Raw genomic sequence first — 17,925 nt, 5'->3', positions numbered from 1 at the left:
GGCTGGGGCGGTTCTTTCGTTCGGTAGTGATCCGAGGCCAGCTACTCAGGTGCCGTACTCGTAGCCGATCGTGACTCGTGTTGGCACGACCCAGAGGCCGAACTCGATCACGCCCTCATCATCAGACCAGCGGTGAACCCCTCCCAGCACCGGCGATCCCACGCGGAGCCCCAACGCCGATGCCTCCCGGGCATCGCACTCCCGGGCGTGCACGTCGTCCCGGGCATGCGTGATCGTCCGGCCGGATGCCTCAAGCACCTTCGCGGCGAGCCCTGCATTCTTGCTGGGCGCGGTCGAGAGCAAGTCGGGCACCAACGCAGCGAAGTGCGCCGGATACCAGACCACCGCCAGCATGGTGCGGGTCTTGCCACGCCCGGCGACGTACTCACGTCGTACAAGCTGGTCGCCGGGGTCGAGACTGAAGATGTCCTGCACGTACAGGGGCGGAACAACCAACTCGGCCGCCGTGACCCGGCTGGTCTCGCCTTCCGTCAGGCTGGACCTCAGCCGCTGGACCATCGACAGCCGATCCCGTCCCGTGGCGGTTGCCGTCGCTTCGTCCGCCACGAAGGTTCCGCGGGGGCTGGTCCTGATGAGTCCTTCAACCAGCAGCTGGTTCAAGGCCCTACTGACGGTTGCTGTCGCCACGTTCCACCGCTGGCACATCTCCCTGTTCGTGGGGAGCTTCTCACCGGACACAAGTTCGCCTGTGAGGATCGCCTGCCGGTAGTGGTCAGCGATCGCGGTGAACGTCTTTGGGCTGGCCATGCGCTACTCCTCGGTCGAGGTGATAGTCACTCAGGAGCACACTAGTGCACCGACATTCGACCCGAAAGCACTTCCCCAAGCTCTACCTTCTGCCCTAGGACACGAAGCTTGTGCTCTAGGGAGCTGTAGTGGCGGTTCGCAAGAGGTCTCACGCGGTGATCTATCAGCCGAAGACCGGCGAGGTCGTTAGGGACCGCGCCAATCTCGGTTGCGAGGGCGTCTGCATGGAGACGAGGGGAGGTCTGGTCTACCTCCGCCCCCGTCGAGGCGGCATCGAGTGGACCACCTTGCCCGGCGAGGTCGAGCAGGTTGAGCCGACGCCGGAGCTGCTTCCCGTCTACGGCCCCGCCCGTACGAGGGCCCAGAAGGGGCTCGCCTCGTGAGGCCCACACGCGCGGTCGTCATCGGCCGTGCTCTTCGCTCTCTGGTCACGGAACCACGCAACACCCTTGCGTGGATGTGGGGCGTGTACCTCCAGTTCACCTGGCCCGTGACGATGTTCAGCTCGTCTCGGCGCCAGCTCGCACGGCGCTACCGGCTACGGCGGAAGCTCGACGCCGCCCGAGCACGGGGCTCCAAGTAAGCGATCCAGCAAACCAACTCAAACTCTGGGGTGGACAGTTGAACGGATCGAAGTTCGCCACCGAGTCGAAGACGGATGCCGGCTACCTCGACGTGGCCGCGAACGCGCATGGGGAGGAGAAGGGCTTTCTGGCCTACCAAGCCCTCCAGCGGGTTCGGAGCGACCGCCCGAAGGCGGTCGAGATCGGGCCGGGTGGCGGCTCGGCGGTCATCTTCCTTGCTTCGCAGCTCGCTACCGGCGGCAGCACGCATCGAGGTGTGGACCTCACGCTTGTCGAGGTTCCCGGCGTCGTTTCGGCCTCGCTCAACGAGGCGATGACCGAGTTCCAGAAGGTCGGCACGGTCGAACTCGTCAGCGGGTTCGCCCAGGACATCGGGACGCTGCTGCCGGAGCCCGTCGACGTGATCAGCGCGTCCGCGCTGCTGCACGAGGTCTACAGCTACGGCGGCGGCTACAACGGGCTCCACTCGATGATCCGCACCATCCCGACCGTGCTCCGGCCGGGCGGCCTCTTCGCTTACCGCGACGTGTACGCCGTCGACGGTACGTCGCTGCATGAACGCTCGGTGCAGACCTTCGCCGCCAGGTCTTGGATTCAGTTCCTCCGCATGTTCTTGCCGCAGTACCTCCGGGAGGGAACGCACCCGTACCACGGCGCCCACGACGAGGTGGTCACCCGCCAGGACTCCCGCATCGTCCCCGTCGGTGAGCTCGCGACCGGAACGGCCGCGTTCGTCTCCGCGCCGGTCGGGATCTTCCGCGAGGTCCAGCGGCACTACATCACCTTCCGGGACCACATCTGGCGGTCCGGGGCCCTCGGCTTCGTGCCGTTCCTCGATGGGCAGATGGCGGCGGACTGGATCGACGCCCGGACGGGGCACAAGCGGGTTCACTACCGCCTGACGGACGCCGAGTGGCTGCCCGAGTCGCAGAAGCGCATGATGCACGCGCTGAGCGAGCGCTACGGCGATCACTTCACGGTCGACGGGGACATCTTCGACGAGTGCACGGACATCGCGCTCTCGCAGTTCCTCGCCACGGCGGAACGTGGCGACGGGGAGTGCCGGGTGATCTGGGAGCACTGGACCACCCGGGAGGGACGCGAGACCTACGCCTACATGACGCTCGACGCGCTGCTCGCCGCGTTCGCGGCCAGCTCCACCGAGTCGAGCCGGCCGGACCGGACCGTCCTGATGCCGGTGCAGGTGACGGACGTGACCCAGCGGGACCGGGGCTACTACAACCGCTACTTGCGGCGGGCCCTCCCGAACCCGCTGCGCGACGCGAAGCAACTGGTGCTCTTCTCGAACATTCCGCTCAGCGATTCGGACACCTTGGGGAGGGCGATGGACTCGGTTCAACACTGGTGCAGTCACGCGAGCCTGGCCCGGATGTACGCGGCGGTGAACTCGGGAGAATGACCGGCATGACAGAAACCACTGAGGTGGAACGCAAGCGGGAGCTTCCCGACGACGGCAGCAGCATCACGCGACTGCTCTCCGAACTCGGTTACCTGACGGAAGCGCCCGTGACCGAGGAGGACACCTACTACAGCAGGCTGGACGTCGACTACCTGGAGACTGTCGAGTGCCTGCGGGTTCGGCGGCGGGGCGACTTCGCTGAGATCACCTACAAGCCCGCTTCCAACGGCACCACGCACCGCGAGGACGACATGGTGTCCAAGGTCGAGACTAACGCGATCCTCGCCGGGGCCGCTCAGGCGATCAGCGCCGAACGGCTTCTTCTCAACATCGGTATGCGGGAACTGGTCCGGGTGGTGAAGACCCGCGTCACCCACCGCCACCCGGAGATCCCCGGTGTCTCCGTCAGCATCGACACCGTGGCTGGGGCGGGTGTCTTCGTGGAGACGGAGGTGATCCGGGCCACCCCGGACGGCGCCGCTGAGCTGGTCGAGGAGATCGAGAAGGCCCTGGGCACCGTCGGCCACCCGACGGTTTCACTCCCCTATCGTGACCTGGTTCTCAGGCAGACGGAGCGGTAATCCGGTCGCGACCACCGCCACACCATCGCCACAGAGCGCCAAGAAACGGCCCCGAACGGGCAGAACCACCCTGGATTGACAACCCGGGGTGGCTCAAAGCCTGAGGCCCCCTGACCTGCTGTTTTGCAGGTCGGGGGGCCTCACTCAAGCTAGGCGGCGGACGAGGCGGCCTGTACGCCGGGTTCTGTCTCCCGGGTTGCTTGCGCGGCCCGGGGAGGCGGCCATCCATCTAGGGCTGCCGTTGCCGACAGCCTCGTGCGGTCTACCCGCGGACTCGGGCGAGCAGCCCTCGGACATCCGCGCACGGCGCCCGAGGGCACCGATCTTGACCTTGCTCCAGGTGGGGTTTACCTAGCCGGCCGAGTCACCTCGGTCGCTGGTGGTCTCTTACACCACCGTTTCACCCTTACCCGCCGCCGAGGCGGTGGGCGGTCTGTTTTCTGTGGCACTGTCCCGCGGGTCACCCCGGGTGGGCGTTACCCACCACCCTGCTCTGTGGAGCCCGGACGTTCCTCGGCGAGCCCCTGAGGACCCGTCGCGACCGCCCGGCCGGCTCGTCCGCCGTAGTGGTCATGGTAGCCGCTCGGACGAGGCTTCCCGTACCCCGGGGCCGGGCGCGGGCGGTTCGGCGCCGAAGCAGGCGGCCACCCGGGCGGCGGTGCCGGTGGCCCAGGCGGTGGTGGTGACCAGGCCCAGGACGAGGATCGCGACGCCCAGCGCCGCCACGATCCACCAGCCGGCGTGGCTGGCCGGGGCGAAGCCGGTGGCGAACGGGCCGACCACGGCCGAGGTGACCACGGTGCCGATCACCGCGACGCCCAGCGACTGGCCGACCTGCCGGCTGGTGGAGGCGACCGCCGCGGCCACGCCCGCCTGGGCGCGCGGCATGCCGGAGACGGCGGCGTTGGTGATTGGCGCGTTGACCATGCCGAAGCCGAAGCCGAACAGCGCGTACGCGACCAGCAGCAGGGCCGGCGGGGAGTCGGCGGCGAGCCGGGTGAGCAGGATGCCGCTGGCGGTGAGCCCGAGGCCGGCCGCGACCAGCGGGCCGCGCGGGCCCCGGCCCCCGACGATCCGGCCCGACAGCGGCGCGCAGACCAGCATCATCCCGGCCATCGGCAGCGTCCAGAGCCCGGCCTCGACCGGGCTGTAGTGGCGGACGTCCTGGAGGTAGAGGGTGTTGAGGAAGAGGAAGCCGCCGAGCGCGGAGAAGGCGCAGACGGCCGTCACGGTGGCACCGGTGAACGGCGCGCTGCGGAAGAACCTCGGGTCCACCAGCGGTTCGGCGACCCGCCGTTCCCAGAGCGGGAAGGCGATCAGCGCCGCGACGGCGGCGGCGGTGAGTCCGAGGATCAGCGGGGACGTCCAGCCGTGCCCGGGGCCCTCGATGATCGCGGCGGTGCCGCAGCCGAGCAGCACCACCATCAGCAGTTGCCCGCCCGGGTCCAGCCGCCGGGGCCTGGGGGCGCGCGACTCGGGGACGTAGCGGGCGGTCAGCAGACAGGCGGCCAGACCGATCGGGATGTTGATCAGGAAGATCGACGGCCAGCCCGCGCCGTCCACCAGGAAGCCGCCGAGCAGCGGGCCGAGCGCCATGGAGATGCCGACCACGCCGCCCCAGACGCCGATCGCCCGGGCCCGTTCGGCCGGCTCGGTGAAGGTGTTGGTGATGATCGACATCGCCACCGGGTTGAGCATCGAGCCGCCGACCGCCTGCACCGCGCGGAACACCACCAGCCACTCCAGGCTGGGCGCCAGGCTGCAGAGCAGCGAGCCGAGCACGAAGAGCAGCAACCCGGTCTGGAACACCCGGCGGCGGCCGAACCGGTCGGCGACCGAGCCGAACAGCATCAGCAGCGAGGCCAGCACCAGGGTGTAGGCGTCGATGATCCACTGCAGGCCGGAGGCCGGGGCGTCCAGGTCCTTCTGGATCGCCGGGAGCGCGATGTTCACCACCGTGTTGTCGAGCCCGACGATGAACAGGCTCAGACAGCAGATCGCGAGGATCAGCAGCCTGCGGCGCCGACCGAGCGCGGTGGACTCCGTGCCCGAAGGGGTCGGCGTACGGGAGGGGATCGGATGGGCCACGGGTCGATCCTCCCACCCGGACGGGTCAGACGGCGGCGAAGCGGACCGTCCGGGTGGCGGGATCGGCCACCGTGAGCCGGACCCGGATCAGGCCGCCGAGCGGCAGACCGGCCCGGCCGGGACCGCCGTCGCGGCCGTCCCCGTCACCGTCCCCAGCGCCGTCCCCAGCAGCGTCGCAGCGGGCCCGGACGGCGGGCTCGCGCAGCTGGACGGTGCCGTACCCCGGCCGTTCCCCGTCCACGTCGACGACCACGGCGGTGAAGTCCTCGCCCTCCCGCCCGGCCAGCAGTTCCGCCTCCACCAGGTCCACGCAGGCCCGCTCGACCTCGGCGGAGCGGCGGTCCCCGCCGGCCATCAGCACGGGGACGGCGGGCAGCGCCTCGCGGGCCCAGCCGGGGACTTCGTAGCCGGCGGCGACGGCCGCGCAGACCTCCTGGGCGAAGCGGTCGCCGAGGCGGCGCAGCGGCGCGGTGCAGTGCGCGTACGGGGCGGCGAGCGCGGCATGGGCCGGGTCGGCGGGGGCGGGCAGGCCCCGGGCCTCGTCGAAGGCGCGGTAGCCGGCGCCGCGCAGCAGTCCGGTGCACTCGTTGAGGAAGGCGGCGTGCAGCGGGAGGTCCGGATCGAGGGAGCGGATCAGGTCGGGGTACGGGAGGGTGTCCGGCCAGTCGATGTCGAGCGCGCGGGCGACCAGGCGCAGCCGCTGGTACGCGGTGGCGGGGGCGGCGGGCAGGGTACGCAGCAGGCCGACGCCGGCGTCCAGCATGAGGTCGGCCGCGGCCAGGCCGGTGAGCAGGGAGATCTGGGCGTTCCAGCCCTCGGCGGGGGTGGGCGCGCGGTAGCCGAGGAGGTAGCCGCGCGGGGTCTCCTCGATCTCCTGTTCGGGGACGGGCAGGCTGATCCCGCCGCGGGCGCGTTCCCGCTCCTCGCGCAGTCGGCCGACGGTGGCGAGCAGCGCGAGCTGTTCGTCGGCGCCGCCGGCGTCCAGGGCGCGCTGGACGCCGGCGTAGTCGAGCCGGCGGCGGGAGCGGACCAGGGCGCGGCGCAGGTCGGCGAGGACGAGGGCGCCGTCGGCGTCCAGGTCGAGCTGCCAGAGCAGGGCCGGGCGGGTCTCCCCCGGCAGCAGGCTGGCGGCGTCCTCGGAGAGCCGGGCGGGGTGCAGCGGGACGGGGTGGTCGGGGAAGTAGAGGGTCTGGACGCGGCGGCGCGCCTCGGTGTCGATCGCCCCGCCGGGGCGGACGAAGGCGGCGACGTCGGCGATCGCGTAGTGCACCCGGTAGCCGCCGCCGGGCCGGTGGGCGAGGTGCATCGCCTGGTCGAGGTCGCGGGAGCCGGGCGGGTCGACGGTGAACAGCGGGAGTTCGGTGGCGTCGTCCTCGGGCCGCCGCGGTGCGTCGGCCGCCTCCTCCGCCTCGGCCAGTACCGCTTCGGGCCACTCGGTGTGGATCTCCAGGCGGGCGCGCAGCTCGGCCAGTTCGGCGTTGATCCGGGCGGAGTCGGCGGCCTTGACGCGCAGTTTTCGGCGTGGCATGCAGGCAGCGTAGGGCGAATCGGGTGATTCCCGGCGGAACCGGACGCGGGGCGCGCCGGTCCCGCCGGGGTGCCCGGCCGGCCGACGGCCCTGCGGCCGGTCGGCCTCCGGTCAGCGGCCCCCGGTCAGCGGCCGAGCAGCGCGCGGAGGTCCTTGGCGGCGAGGGCCACGGCGTCGTCGTAGCCCCCGGTGGCCAGGCGCAGCATGAAGGCGACGGCGGCGTCGGGGTGCGGGTCGGTGTAGGGCTCGGCGTTGTAGTCGAGGAAGAGCAGCATGGCCTCGAAGGCGGTGCGCTTGTTCCGGTCGATCAGCGGGTGGTTGCGGGCGAGGCTCTGGCCGAGGGCGGCGGCCTTGGTCCAGAGGTCGGGGTAGGCGTCGCCCCCGAAGAGGCTCGCCTGCGGCCGGCCGAGGGCCGCGAGCAGGGCGCCGAGGTCGCGGATGTTCCGCGGGCCGCCGGCGAGGTAGCTGACGTCCTCCAGGTCGAGGTACTCGACCCGGCGCGTCCCGTCCTGGGCGGTCACAGGTCCGCGAGCCTCTCCAGTGTCTCGGCGTTGGCCTCGCGGATGCGGTTCACCAGGGCGGCCCGGCGCTCCTCCCGGCCGGGCCGGGCCGGCTCGGTGAGGGACGGCTCGGTGAGGGACGGCGGCACCTCCGACTGGCGGACCTCGAGGACCAGCTCGGCGCGGTCCGCCCCCGGCGCCTCGGTGACCCTGATCCGCCCGGCCATCACGGCCTGCGCCGCCGCGCGCAGCGCGAACTCCAGGGCCTGCCGGGTCTGCGGTGGCAGGTCGGCGGGCAGGCGGACGGCCAGGGACTCCTCCACCGCGTCGTCGTCGCCGGGGACCAGGTCCAGGGGGTGCAGGGTCATCTCGTCACGCTCCTTCTCCGCCCCACGGTAGAGGGGTGACAGCCGTGCGGCCCAGTGAATCAGCCGGCGAAGGGCTTCGGGGAGGAGGGCGTAAGTGCTCGTAGGGTGGCCGGAGGAACAATGATCACAGGGGGTTCGGCCGATGGACGCGGTTCGGGTGACGGGTACGGCGGTGGCCGGGGCGCTGGCGGCGACGGGGGCGCTGCACGCGCTGTGGGCGGTGACGCCGTGGCCGCTGCGGACGCCGGAGGAGTTCGCGGAGACGATGGTCGGGGCGGGCGAGGGGGCGCCGTCGGCGGCGGCCTGCCTCGCGGTGGCCGGCGTGCTCGGAACGGCCGCCTGCCTGGTGGGCGCGGAGGCCGGGGTGCTGCCGGCCGCGGGGCCGCGGTGGGTGCGCCGGGCGGGCGTCCGGGCGGTGGCCGGGGTGCTGCTGGCGCGCGGCGCGGCCGGGCCGCTGGTGTTCGGCGGGCTGACCGAGCGCACCGAGCGGTTCAGGCGGCTGAACGTCCGCTACTACTCGCCGCTCTGCCTGGCACTCGGGGCCGGGGCGGCCGTGGTCGCGGCGGCGGGCCGGGGGCCGGGCCGCAGGTGAGGTGCCGTGCCGGGCCGGCTTTTGCGTAGGGTGGCGGGGTTGTCCACCGTAAACCGTTGATCCAGCGCGAGCCGTTGATCCACCGCAAACCGTTGAGGAGTCCGCTGTGCTGGTGCTGTTGCCGCCCTCGGAGGGCAAGGCCGCGTCCGGGGGCGGGGTGCCGGTGGCGCTCGACCGGCTCTCGCTGCCCGGGCTGACGGCGGCGCGCGCGCAGGTGCTGGACGTCCTGGTCGGGCTCTGCCGGGGCGACCAGGACACCGCCGCCGAGGTGCTCGGGCTGAGCCCGGGCCTGCGCGGCGAGCTCGCGCGCAACGCGGGCCTGCCGACGGCGGGCGCGCTGCCGGCCGGCGAGGTGTACACCGGGGTGCTCTTCGACAACCTCGGCCTGGCCACGCTGGACGAGGCCGCGTACGACCGGGCCGAACGTTCGCTGCTGGTGTTCTCCGGCCTCTGGGGAGCGGTGCGGATCGGCGACCGGATCCCGCCCTACCGCTGCTCGATGGGTGTGAAACTCCCCGGACCGGGGGCGCTCGGGGCGTACTGGCGGAGCGCGATGGCGTCCGTGCTGCCGGAGGTGACGGACGGGCTGGTCCTGGATCTGCGCAGTTCCGCGTACGCGGCGGCGTGGAAGCCGGCCGGCGAGGTGGCCTCCCGGACGGCGACCGTGCGGGTGCTGCACGAGCGCGAGGTCGCGGGGGTGCTGAAGCGCTCGGTGGTGAGCCACTTCAACAAGGCCACCAAGGGCCGGCTGGTGCGCGACCTGCTGGTCGCGGGCGCCGAGCCGAAGACGCCCGGCGAGCTGGTGGACGCGCTGGCGGAGCTGGGCCACCGGGTGGAGGTCGCGGCCGAGGGCACCGCCCGCAAGCCGTGGCAGCTGGACGTGGTGGTCACCGAGGTGCACTGAGGCGCCGGGGAGGCGGGGCGGGCGCCCCGCCTCCCCGGGCGGTCAGCGCAGGTGGCCGGTGTCGTTGAGCAGCCGCACCGAGGCGTTGCCGTCCGCGTAGTACTGGACGGCGCAGAGCGAGGCGGCCGACAGCTCCATCCGGTAGAGCGAGTCCGGCGGGGCGCCGAGCGCCAGCCGGACCAGCGTCTTGATCGGGCTGACGTGCGAGACCACCAGCACCGTCTTGCCGGGGTGGCGGGCGAGGATCTTGTCGCGGGCGACCCCGGCCCGGTGGGTGAGGGTGGTGAAGCTCTCGGCGCTGCCGGTCGGCTTGGCCTTGGTGGAGCGCAGCCAGGCGTTGAGGTCGTCCGGGTAGCGCTGCTGCACCTCGGCGAAGGTCAGGCCCTCCCAGTCGCCGAAGTCGACCTCGCGCAGCCCTTCCTCGTACCGGACCTCCAGGCCCAGCCGGGCCGCGACGGTCTCGGCGGTCTCCCGGGTGCGGCGCATCGGGGAGCTGACCACGGCCTGGACGCTGCCGCGCGCGGCCAGCGCCTCGGCGGCCCGCTCGGCCTGCCAGCGGCCCTTCTCGGAGAGCTCCGGGTCGCTGCCGCCGCTGCCGGAGAACCGCTTCTCCGGGGTGAGGGCCGTCTCGCCGTGGCGGAGCAGGACGAAGGTGGTCGGGGTGCCGAGGTCGGCGGCGGCCGCCCAGCCCACCTTGGGCGCGGCGGTCTCCAGCGGCGGCTCCTCGGCGACGGCGGCAGCGGTGGTGGCACCCGTGGCAACGGCCCCGGCCGCCTTCGGCTCCCACTGCCGGCCGGCCCGGCCCGCGTCCATCGCCTCGTTGGCCAGCCGGTCGGCGTCCTTGTTCCGCTCGCGCGGGATCCAGGTGTACTTGACTTGGCCGCGCGGCAGGACGGTGCGCGCCTCGGCGGCGAGCGGCTGCATGTCGGGGTGCTTGATCTTCCAGCGGCCGGACATCTGCTCGACGACCAGCTTGGAGTCCATCCGGACGTCCACCGAGGCGTCCGGGTCGAGCTCCCTGGCCGCCCTGAGACCGGCGATCAGGCCCTTGTACTCGGCGACGTTGTTGGTGGCGTGGCCGATGAACTCGGCGGCCTCGGCGATGATCTGGCCGGTGTCACCGTCCCGGACCACCGCGCCGTAGCCGGCCGGCCCCGGGTTGCCCCGGGAACCGCCGTCCGCCTCGACGATGAACCTGCGCCCCGCCACCGGATCAGATGCCCGAGTCGGGGGTGCGCACCAGGATGCGGCCGCAGTTGTCGCAGCGGACCACCGCGTCCTTGGGCTCGGCCTTGATGGCGTTCAGGTCGGAGACGGCGAACTCGACCCGGCAGCCCTCGCAGCGGCGCTGGTAGAGGCGGGCCGCCCCGACGCCGCCCTGCTGCTCGCGCAGGCGGGTGTAGAGCTTGAGCAGGTCGGCCGGGACGACGGCGGCGACGGCCTCGCGGTCGCGCCTGACCTTCTCCGCCTCGGCGTCGATCTCGGCGAACGCGGCGTCGCGGCGGCCCTCGGCCTCGGTGAGGACGATGGTCGAGTGCTCCAGCCGCGCGCCCAGCTCGGTCACCCGGGTCTGCGCGGACTCCAGGCGCTCCATGATCTCCAGGACGACCTCTTCCAGGTCGCCCTGGCGCTTGGCGAGCGAGCCGATCTCGTGCTGGAGGTTCTCCAGGTCCTTCGGCGAGGTGATCGCGCCGGAGTCCAGCCGCTGCTGGTTGCGGGCGGACCGGGCGCGGACCTGCTCGACGTCCTGCTCGGCCTTGGTCAGCTCACGGGCGGTGTCGCCCTGCTGGGCCTGGGCGGCGACCACCAGGTCCTTGAGCGCGGTGTGGTCGGCGGTGGCCTTCTCGATCTCGGCGTGCTCGGGCAGGCTGCGACGCCGGTGGGCCAGCTGGTCGAGCTTCGAGTCGATGGCCTGGAGGTCGAGCAGGCGGATCTGGTCGGCGGGCGCGGCGTTCAAGCGGAGAGCTCCTGTGAATCGGGTCAGGCGGTGAAGGACATGGGGGCGTGCGCGGTCCACGGGTCGGTGACCCGGTGGGAGACCTTGGTCTCCACGGCCCAGCCGGACGCGTCGGCGGCCCGGTGCAGAGCCCGCTCGGCCAGGGTGAGCCAGGGCCACTCGGTGGCCCAGTGCGCGGCGTCGACCAGCGCGACCGGCGACGCCTCGGCGGCCTCGGAGGCCGGGTGGTGGCGCAGGTCGGCGGTGAGGTAGGCGTCCACGCCGGCCGCCCGCACCTCGGCGAAGAAGCTGTCGCCCGAGCCGCCGCACACCGCGACCCGGCCGACCAGCCGGTCCGGGTCGCCGGAGATCCGGACGCCGGCGGCGGTGGCCGGCAGGCCGGCGGCGACCTGCGCGGCGAAGGCGGAGAGGGTGAGCGGGGGCTCCAGCAGGCCGATCCGCCCGGTACCGCGACGGCCCAGCGGGTCGGTCGGGTCCGGGATCAGCGGGCCGGTGACCCGCACTCCGACGGCCTCGGCGAGCGCGTCCGAGACGCCCGGGTCGGCGTGGTCGGCGTTGGTGTGCGCGACGTGCAGGGCGATCCCGTGCCGGATCAGGGTGTGCACGACCCGGCCCTTGAAGGTGGTGGCGGCGACGCTCGTGGTGCCGCGCAGATAGAGGGGGTGGTGGGTGACCACCAGGTCGGCACCCCACTCGACGGCCTCGTCGACGACCGTCTGCACGGGGTCGACGGCGAACAGCACGCGACGGACCTCGGCCTGGGGGTCTCCGCAGACCAGGCCGACGGCGTCCCAGGACTCCGCCCACTGCGGCGGGTAGACCTCTTCGAGCGCGGTGATGACGTCGGACAGTTTCGGCACCTGTCGAGACTACCGTGCGCGCGGGGGCGGTCGGGCCGCCGGCCGGGCCGCGGCCCGCTGTGCGGCGGGGGCGCGGCGGACGCCCGGGTGCGCGTCAACCTGCGGTTCGAGGTGTTCGGACGGCGCCCCGGGGGCGCCGCGCGCCGGGGTGCCGGGCGGGCGCTGCTCACACCGGCCCGTTCGCACATATTCGAAACCCGTTCCAGATCACCCTTACGAGTGAAGTGACCGCCTTCGCGTTGAGCCTCCCCCGTCTCGAAAGTAACTTCAGTTTTGCGAACGGGAGTTGCCCCGACCCGGGGGGTCGGGACGGCGCTCCGCCGAAGAGCGGGTCCAGGTGTGACCGGGCCCGGGGCGGACGCGGCCGGGGCGGCGCTCCCGTACTTCCGAGAAACCGATCAGGCCGTGGCCGTGCGCCCGGGTGCCGGAGCAGTGGGCACCGGCGGGCGGCGGCCGAGACGAAGGGGTGTGAATGCGGATGGGGGCGGGCACATCGCTGCGTACGGCCGGGGGCAGGGGATCGGCGGGCCACGGGCCGGATGCGGCCGGCCCGTGGCCGGAGGTCGCGCGGACGGCGCTGGCCGGCGCCGGGGGCCGGGGAGGCGGCGACTGGGACGTCACCGTCGAGGGCTTCTGGTGCACGGCCAGGCCGACCGCGGGAGGCGTCCCGGAAGAGCCCGCAGGACAGGGCTGGAAGCTGCACGTCAGCGCGGCGTCCGAGGTCGGCGGCGCGGTGCTGGCGGCCGTCGCCGGAGTGCTGGCCGGCGACCCGTGCACCTTCAAGTTCGCCGCCGGTCCGGAGCGGCTGCACGAGCTCAACTCCCGTAACAGCGACCGGGGATCTGCGGGCAAGTTCATCACCGTCTACCCCCGGGACGACGAGCAGTTCCGGCGGCTCGCCGCCGCGCTGCACCGGGCGACGGCCGGCCGGCCCGGCCCGGTGGTGCTCTCCGACCGGCCGTACCGGCCCGGCAGCCGGGTCCACTACCGGTACGGCGCCTTCGCGGCCCGCGCCGAGCTGGGCAACGACGGCGCGTACCGGTCGATCCTGCACGGACCCGCCGGGGAGCGGGTCGAGGACGTGCGCGGCGCCTCGTACCGCTGCCCGCCGTGGGCGCGCGACCCGCTGGCGGGCGGCCCTCCGGACGGCGGCGGTGAGCGCGGGCCGGCCACCGGTACGCCGAAGCCGGCCGCCGCGAAGCGGGCCGGCGGGGTGCTGCTCGCCGGGCGGTACGCGCTCACCGCCGCCGTCCGGCACGGCGCCAAGGGCGGCGTCTTCCTCGGACGGGACGCGGGCGGCGGCGCGGAGGTCGTGGTCAAGCAGGCCCGCGCGCACATCGAGGTCGACCGCTCCGGCACCGACGCCAGGACGGCACTGCGCCACGAGGCCGCGATGCTGGCCCGGCTGGACGGACAGGGGCTGGCGCCGCGCCCGGTCGAACTGATCGAGCAGGACGACTCGCTGTTCCTGGTGCAGGAACGAATCGCCGGGCAGCCGCTGGGCGCCTGGGTCGCCGCACGGCTGCGGCGCGACGGCAGCCCGGACGTGGACTGGGCCGAGGCCGGACCGCTCGCCCACGCCCTGCTCGACCTGGTCGAGCGGGTGCACGCCCAGGGGCTGGTGCTGCGCGACCTCTCCCCCGGCAACGTGCTGGTCCGGCCCGACGGCTCGCTGCGGCTGGTGGACCTGGAGCTGGCCGCCGAGGCCGGCACCCGGGCCGGTTCGGCCGGCACCCCCGGCTACCGCGCACCCGAACAGGGGCCTGGGCGGCTCGCCCTGGTGACCGACGGCAGCCGCAGGGCCGAGCCGGCCGCCGATCTGTACGCGCTCGGCGGGCTGTTCTTCCTGCTCGCCACCGGTCACGATCCACTGCTCCCCGAGGACCTGCCGCACGCCCGCCCGGTCGCCGACCGCCTGGGCCGCTGGCTCGCCCTCGCCGCCCGGGCCGGCGGCACCGCCCGGCGGCTCGCCCCGGTCGTCCTCGGGCTCCGGGCGCGGGAGCCGGAGCGGCGCTGGAGCCTCGACGAGGCACGGGCGGCGCTCGCGGCCGGGCCCGAGCCCACCAGCGGACCCATGGACGGACCCGCGCGGACCGAGACGACCGCCCGGGAGCGCGACGCGGCCGTCGTCGACCGGGTGCTGCACGACGGGCTGCGGCATCTCGCCGTGAGCGCCACACCCGAGCGGCCGGACCGGCTCTGGCCCGTCGTGCCGGCCGGGCAGCGGTCGGACCCGTGCAATGTGCAGCACGGCGCCGCCGGGGTGCTCGCCCTGCTCGCCCGGGCGGCGCTCGCCGACGGGCTGCCGGACGGGATACGCGCGGAGGCCCGGCGGACGGCGCGGACCGCCGCCGAGTGGATCGAGCGCCGGTGCGCCGCCGAGCCGGTCGTCCTGCCCGGGCTGCACTTCGGCCGCTCCGGCGTCGCCTGGGCACTGCTCGACGCCGCCGGGGCCCTGGCCGACCGCCCGCTCGCCGAGCGCGCCACCGCCCTGGCCCGCCGGATCCCGGTGACCTGGCCCAACCCGGACGTCTGCCACGGCGCGGCCGGCTCCGGCCTCCTCCAGCTCCGCCTCTCCGCGGCACCCTTGCCCGAGGGCGCCGACGGGAACGACGACGCCGGTGCGAACGACGACGGCCGGGAGTTCCTGGACCGGGCCGCCCGCTGCGGGCACGCGCTGCTCGCCGCCGCCCGGCGCGAGCCGTACGGCACGGTCTGGCCGGTGCCGCGCGACTTCGACTCGGCGCTGGCCGGGATCACCCACCTCGGATTCGCCCACGGGGTCGCCGGGATCGGCGCCTTCCTGCTCGCCGCCGCCGAGGCCACCGGCGACGCGGCGCTGCTCGCCGGCGCCGCCGAGGCCGGGCGCACCCTCGCGGCCACCGCCCGCCGGGGCGACGGCGACAACGGCGACGGCGCACCGTGGACCGTCTGGTGGCCGCAGAGCGCGGGCGACCCGGAGCACGTCCGGCTGGCGCACTGGTGCAGCGGTTCCTCCGGCGCCGGCAGCTTCCTGATCCGGCTCTGGCAGGCCACCGGCGACGCCACCGCGTACGAACTCGCCCTCGCCGCCGGGCGGGCGGTGCTGGCCGGGCGCTGGCACAGCGGTGTCAGCGCCTGCCACGGGCTGGCCGGCGGCGGCGAGTACCTGCTGGACCTGGCCGAGGCCACCGGTGAGGCGGAATTCCGCTCCGGGGCCGAGGAGTTGGCGCAGCTGATCGCCGCCAGGTCGGCCCTGCGGGACGGACTGCTGGTGCTGCCGGACGAGACCGGTACCGGCTGCGCCACCGCGTACGGCACGGGCACGGCGGGCGCGCTCGCCTTCCTGCTGCGGCTGCGGCACGGCGGCCCCCGGCTCTGGGTGGACCCGGTGCCGCCCGCCGCGGCCCGCCACCCCCGGACGACCGGCCGCACCCGGCCGGGCCCGAACGAGACGAGTGCGGCATGAACGTGGCCACCCGTTCCGCGACGCAGGCCCTGCGTCGCCTCAGCTTCACCTTCGCGGCCGGCGGCAGCCACGCGGCCTGTCTGGCCTCCGCCGCCGACGGCGGCTGGTACGCGGAGAGCTGGCACCTGCCGCCGGTCGGGCCCGCCCTGCCGACCCCGCTGCCGCTGCCCGGGAACCGGTCCGAGAGCCTGCGCTCGCAGCTGATCGCGCTGCCGGACGGCTCGGTGCTGGTCTGCCGGCACGACGGCGAACGGCACGACCTGGTGCAGCTCCGGGCCTCCGTGGACGGCCGTGAACCAGCCACCATGGAAAGGCAGTTGGCCTCCATCCGGATGCCCGGGCTGCGGCTGCTGCCGATCCCGGCGGCCCCGGGCGACCCCCGTCCGCCGAACGCCGCCCGCGCGCCGGTCGCGCTCGTCCTGGGCACCGACACCCGGCCTGCCACCACCGTGTGGCTGGTGCGCGCCGACGGCAGCGAGCCCCAACAGCTCGCCGAGATCCCCGGGTTGCACGGCGGCGGCGTCTGGCTCGACCACACCGGGGCCCTGCTGGCGCTCGACCGGGTCAGCGCCGGAACCGTCCGCACCGTGGTACTGGATCTGCGCAACGGCACGGTCAGCCCGCTGCTGGAGATCGGCGAGCGCAGCAACGACCGGCTGGTGCTGTTCGACCCGGACAGCCGCTTCGCGATGGTGCGCAGCGACGCGCCCGGCACCGACCGGCTCGGCTGGGGCGTGCTGGGCGGGGACGCACCGCTGCGGTTCCCGGACCGGCTGCACATGGCGGGCATGTTCCTGCGGCCGGTCGCCCTGCGGCCCGCGCCGGACGGGGCCCGGGTGGCCGTCCAGATCGACCACGGCGCCGGCTCGGCGCTCGCCCTGTGGCAGCCCGCCGCCGGAAGGCTGGACCCGCTGCCGGTGCCGCCCGGCCGGCTCGGCGCGGTCGGGCACTGGTCGGCGGCGGGACTGCGGCTGCCGTACTCGTCGCCCGACCACCCGGCCGCGCTGGCCACCCTGGACGTGGACGCGCTGCTGCGGCACGGCCCGCCCACCGCCGTGTCCGGACCGGTGCCGCTGCCCCTGCAACTGGCGCCGCTCGGCTCGGGGCTGCCCGGTCCGTGGCGGGACACCATCCTGCCCTGGCAGCCCGGCGCACCGCGCGTCTCCCGGACGCCGCTGCCCGGCTGGCGGCTGGACGGCAGCACCCCGCCGTGCGACGGCGGCCGCTGGCAGCCCGCGCAGAGCCTCGAACTCGCCGGACCGGCCGGGCCGATGGAGGCCGTGGTGTACGGCGGCGACGGCTGGCTGAGCAGCCCGCACCTGGTGCTCGCGCTGCACGGCGGCCCGGCGGACGCCTGGCGGCTGGAGTTCGATCCGGCACTGCAGCGGATGGCGGCCGAGGGCCTGGCCGTGGTGGCGCCCAACCAGCGCGGCTCCACCGGTTACGGGGTGGCGCACGCGATGGCCATCCGGGGCGCCTGGGGCGGTCCCGACCTCGACGACATCCTGTACCTGCTGGAGGGCATCGCCGGTCAGCGCGCCGCGCTGGGCCTGGAACCGCCGGCCCTGTTCGGCGTCAGCTACGGCGCGTTCCTGGCCCTGCTGGCGGCCGCGCACGCGCCCGCCGATCAGGTCGCGCGCTGCGCGGTGGTCGCACCGTTCCTGTCCGGCGGCCGGCTGCTGGCCGAAGCGGCGCCCCCCGTCAGGGCGTTGACGACCCGGCTGGGCGGCGGCGAGCCGATCGAGGACGCCCGCGGACCACGGGACGTGCTCCAGCTCGCGCACCGGCTGAGCGCACCGCTGCTGGTGGTGCACGGGGACCGGGACGAGGTCGTCCCGGTGAGCCAGTCCCGTTCGCTGCGGCACGAGCTGCTGCGGATCGGACGCACCGAGGGCGCCGACTTCCGGTACGTGGAGGCGGCCGGCGCCGGGCACGAGGTGCTGGCCGAGGAGGGCGCGGCCGTGCTCCACGAACTGCTGGCCGCCTTCCTGCGGACCGGCCGGCCGGGGTAACCACCCGGCCCCACAGACTCCCGGGCCTTGCGGCCCGGGGACGGACCCCGGCGCGGCGGACCGAGCCGCCCGGGGAGCAACACCCAACGCCCGCAGAGCAGATCGCGGCGGGCGGAAGTACCAGGGGAGGAACCCGATCATGGAGAACATGGTGGACTTCGAGACCGACCTCGCGGCGCTCCAGGAGCTGCCGGAGACCGAGTCCGTCGAGCTGACCGGCCACGGCGGCGGCTGCCAGTACACCTGTCTCATCCTGACCTGCCTGATCTTCACGATCAGCTAGTCACGCGGCACCCGCGGGCGCCGTTCCCGCCT

Annotated in this window: 16 protein-coding genes and 1 other RNA gene; 8 read left to right on the top strand and 9 right to left on the bottom strand. The window is 74.2% G+C overall.

Going from position 1 to position 17,925, the window contains the following annotated elements; all coding sequences use genetic code 11:
* Positions 1 to 45: 45 nt before the first annotated feature.
* Positions 46 to 768, bottom strand: coding sequence for a GntR family transcriptional regulator (locus tag ACIQIB_RS18715; protein WP_363610029.1), 723 nt, complete (start codon positions 766 to 768; stop codon positions 46 to 48).
* A gap of 155 nt (positions 769 to 923) precedes the next feature.
* On the opposite strand from ACIQIB_RS18715, the gene ACIQIB_RS18710 reads away from it, so the two are divergent.
* From ACIQIB_RS18710 to ACIQIB_RS18700, 3 genes are all read left to right on the top strand, one after another.
* Positions 924 to 1,151 (top strand): hypothetical protein, encoded by a 228-nt coding sequence (locus ACIQIB_RS18710; RefSeq protein ID WP_363610031.1) that lies wholly within the window; start codon positions 924 to 926, stop codon positions 1,149 to 1,151.
* Between the two features lie 238 nt (positions 1,152 to 1,389).
* Positions 1,390 to 2,772 (top strand): hypothetical protein, encoded by a 1,383-nt coding sequence (locus tag ACIQIB_RS18705; RefSeq protein WP_400759085.1) that lies wholly within the window; start codon positions 1,390 to 1,392, stop codon positions 2,770 to 2,772.
* A gap of 5 nt (positions 2,773 to 2,777) precedes the next feature.
* Positions 2,778 to 3,353 carry a class IV adenylate cyclase gene (locus ACIQIB_RS18700; RefSeq protein ID WP_400759082.1) on the top strand — a complete coding sequence of 192 codons (576 nt, stop codon included), beginning with the start codon at positions 2,778 to 2,780 and terminating at the stop codon, positions 3,351 to 3,353.
* Between the two features lie 157 nt (positions 3,354 to 3,510).
* On the opposite strand, the gene rnpB is transcribed toward ACIQIB_RS18700, so the two are convergent.
* From rnpB to ACIQIB_RS18675, 5 genes are all read right to left on the bottom strand, one after another.
* Positions 3,511 to 3,910: RNase P RNA component class A (rnpB, locus tag ACIQIB_RS18695), an RNA gene on the bottom strand.
* Positions 3,911 to 3,923: 13 nt separating this feature from the next.
* Complete coding sequence (locus ACIQIB_RS18690) at positions 3,924 to 5,441, bottom strand: DHA2 family efflux MFS transporter permease subunit (protein WP_400652309.1); 1,518 nt, start codon at positions 5,439 to 5,441, stop codon at positions 3,924 to 3,926.
* Positions 5,442 to 5,466: 25 nt separating this feature from the next.
* Positions 5,467 to 6,969 (bottom strand): RNB domain-containing ribonuclease, encoded by a 1,503-nt coding sequence (locus ACIQIB_RS18685; protein ID WP_400759079.1) that lies wholly within the window; start codon positions 6,967 to 6,969, stop codon positions 5,467 to 5,469.
* A gap of 125 nt (positions 6,970 to 7,094) precedes the next feature.
* On the bottom strand, positions 7,095 to 7,490 hold the full coding sequence (locus ACIQIB_RS18680) for a Fic family protein (RefSeq protein ID WP_363610037.1): 396 nt from the start codon (positions 7,488 to 7,490) through the stop codon (positions 7,095 to 7,097).
* The gene (locus ACIQIB_RS18675) at positions 7,487 to 7,837 is read right to left on the bottom strand and encodes a hypothetical protein (protein WP_363610039.1); all 351 of its coding nucleotides are present in this window, start codon (positions 7,835 to 7,837) and stop codon (positions 7,487 to 7,489) included. The genes ACIQIB_RS18680 and ACIQIB_RS18675 overlap by 4 nt, the downstream gene beginning before the upstream one ends.
* A gap of 142 nt (positions 7,838 to 7,979) precedes the next feature.
* Here ACIQIB_RS18675 and ACIQIB_RS18670 point away from each other — a divergent pair, with 142 nt between their 5' ends.
* Entirely contained in the window at positions 7,980 to 8,429 is a 450-nt protein-coding gene (locus tag ACIQIB_RS18670; protein WP_400759078.1) for a DUF3995 domain-containing protein, read from the top strand.
* A 106-nt stretch (positions 8,430 to 8,535) separates the two neighbouring features.
* A complete protein-coding gene (yaaA, locus tag ACIQIB_RS18665; RefSeq protein ID WP_400759076.1) occupies positions 8,536 to 9,333 on the top strand; it encodes a peroxide stress protein YaaA in 798 nt (265 codons plus the stop codon).
* 42 nt (positions 9,334 to 9,375) lie between these two features.
* Here the strand turns inward: yaaA and ACIQIB_RS18660 are convergent, their stop codons facing one another.
* The 3 genes from ACIQIB_RS18660 to ACIQIB_RS18650 are packed head-to-tail and all read right to left on the bottom strand — an operon-like array spanning position 9,376 to position 12,150.
* A complete protein-coding gene (locus tag ACIQIB_RS18660; RefSeq protein ID WP_400759073.1) occupies positions 9,376 to 10,542 on the bottom strand; it encodes a bifunctional RNase H/acid phosphatase in 1,167 nt (388 codons plus the stop codon).
* A gap of 4 nt (positions 10,543 to 10,546) precedes the next feature.
* On the bottom strand, positions 10,547 to 11,290 hold the full coding sequence (locus ACIQIB_RS18655) for a C4-type zinc ribbon domain-containing protein (RefSeq protein ID WP_363610047.1): 744 nt from the start codon (positions 11,288 to 11,290) through the stop codon (positions 10,547 to 10,549).
* 23 nt (positions 11,291 to 11,313) lie between these two features.
* A complete protein-coding gene (locus ACIQIB_RS18650; RefSeq protein ID WP_363610048.1) occupies positions 11,314 to 12,150 on the bottom strand; it encodes a Nif3-like dinuclear metal center hexameric protein in 837 nt (278 codons plus the stop codon).
* A 478-nt stretch (positions 12,151 to 12,628) separates the two neighbouring features.
* On the opposite strand from ACIQIB_RS18650, the gene lanL reads away from it, so the two are divergent.
* The 3 genes from lanL to ACIQIB_RS18635 all read left to right on the top strand — a co-directional run bounded on the left by lanL (position 12,629) and on the right by ACIQIB_RS18635 (position 17,893).
* A complete protein-coding gene (gene lanL / locus ACIQIB_RS18645) occupies positions 12,629 to 15,598 on the top strand; it encodes a class IV lanthionine synthetase LanL (RefSeq protein ID WP_400759070.1) in 2,970 nt (989 codons plus the stop codon).
* The gene (locus ACIQIB_RS18640; RefSeq protein ID WP_400759068.1) at positions 15,595 to 17,610 is read left to right on the top strand and encodes an alpha/beta hydrolase family protein; all 2,016 of its coding nucleotides are present in this window, start codon (positions 15,595 to 15,597) and stop codon (positions 17,608 to 17,610) included. The genes lanL and ACIQIB_RS18640 overlap by 4 nt, the downstream gene beginning before the upstream one ends.
* A gap of 139 nt (positions 17,611 to 17,749) precedes the next feature.
* Positions 17,750 to 17,893 carry a VenA family class IV lanthipeptide gene (locus ACIQIB_RS18635; RefSeq protein ID WP_153882823.1) on the top strand — a complete coding sequence of 48 codons (144 nt, stop codon included), beginning with the start codon at positions 17,750 to 17,752 and terminating at the stop codon, positions 17,891 to 17,893.
* Positions 17,894 to 17,925: the final 32 nt, after the last annotated feature.

It is taken from the genome of Kitasatospora sp. NPDC092286, assembly GCF_044755565.1.
Taxonomy (GTDB): domain Bacteria; phylum Actinomycetota; class Actinomycetes; order Streptomycetales; family Streptomycetaceae; genus Kitasatospora.
This window is presented reverse-complemented; position numbering and strand designations above follow the sequence as displayed.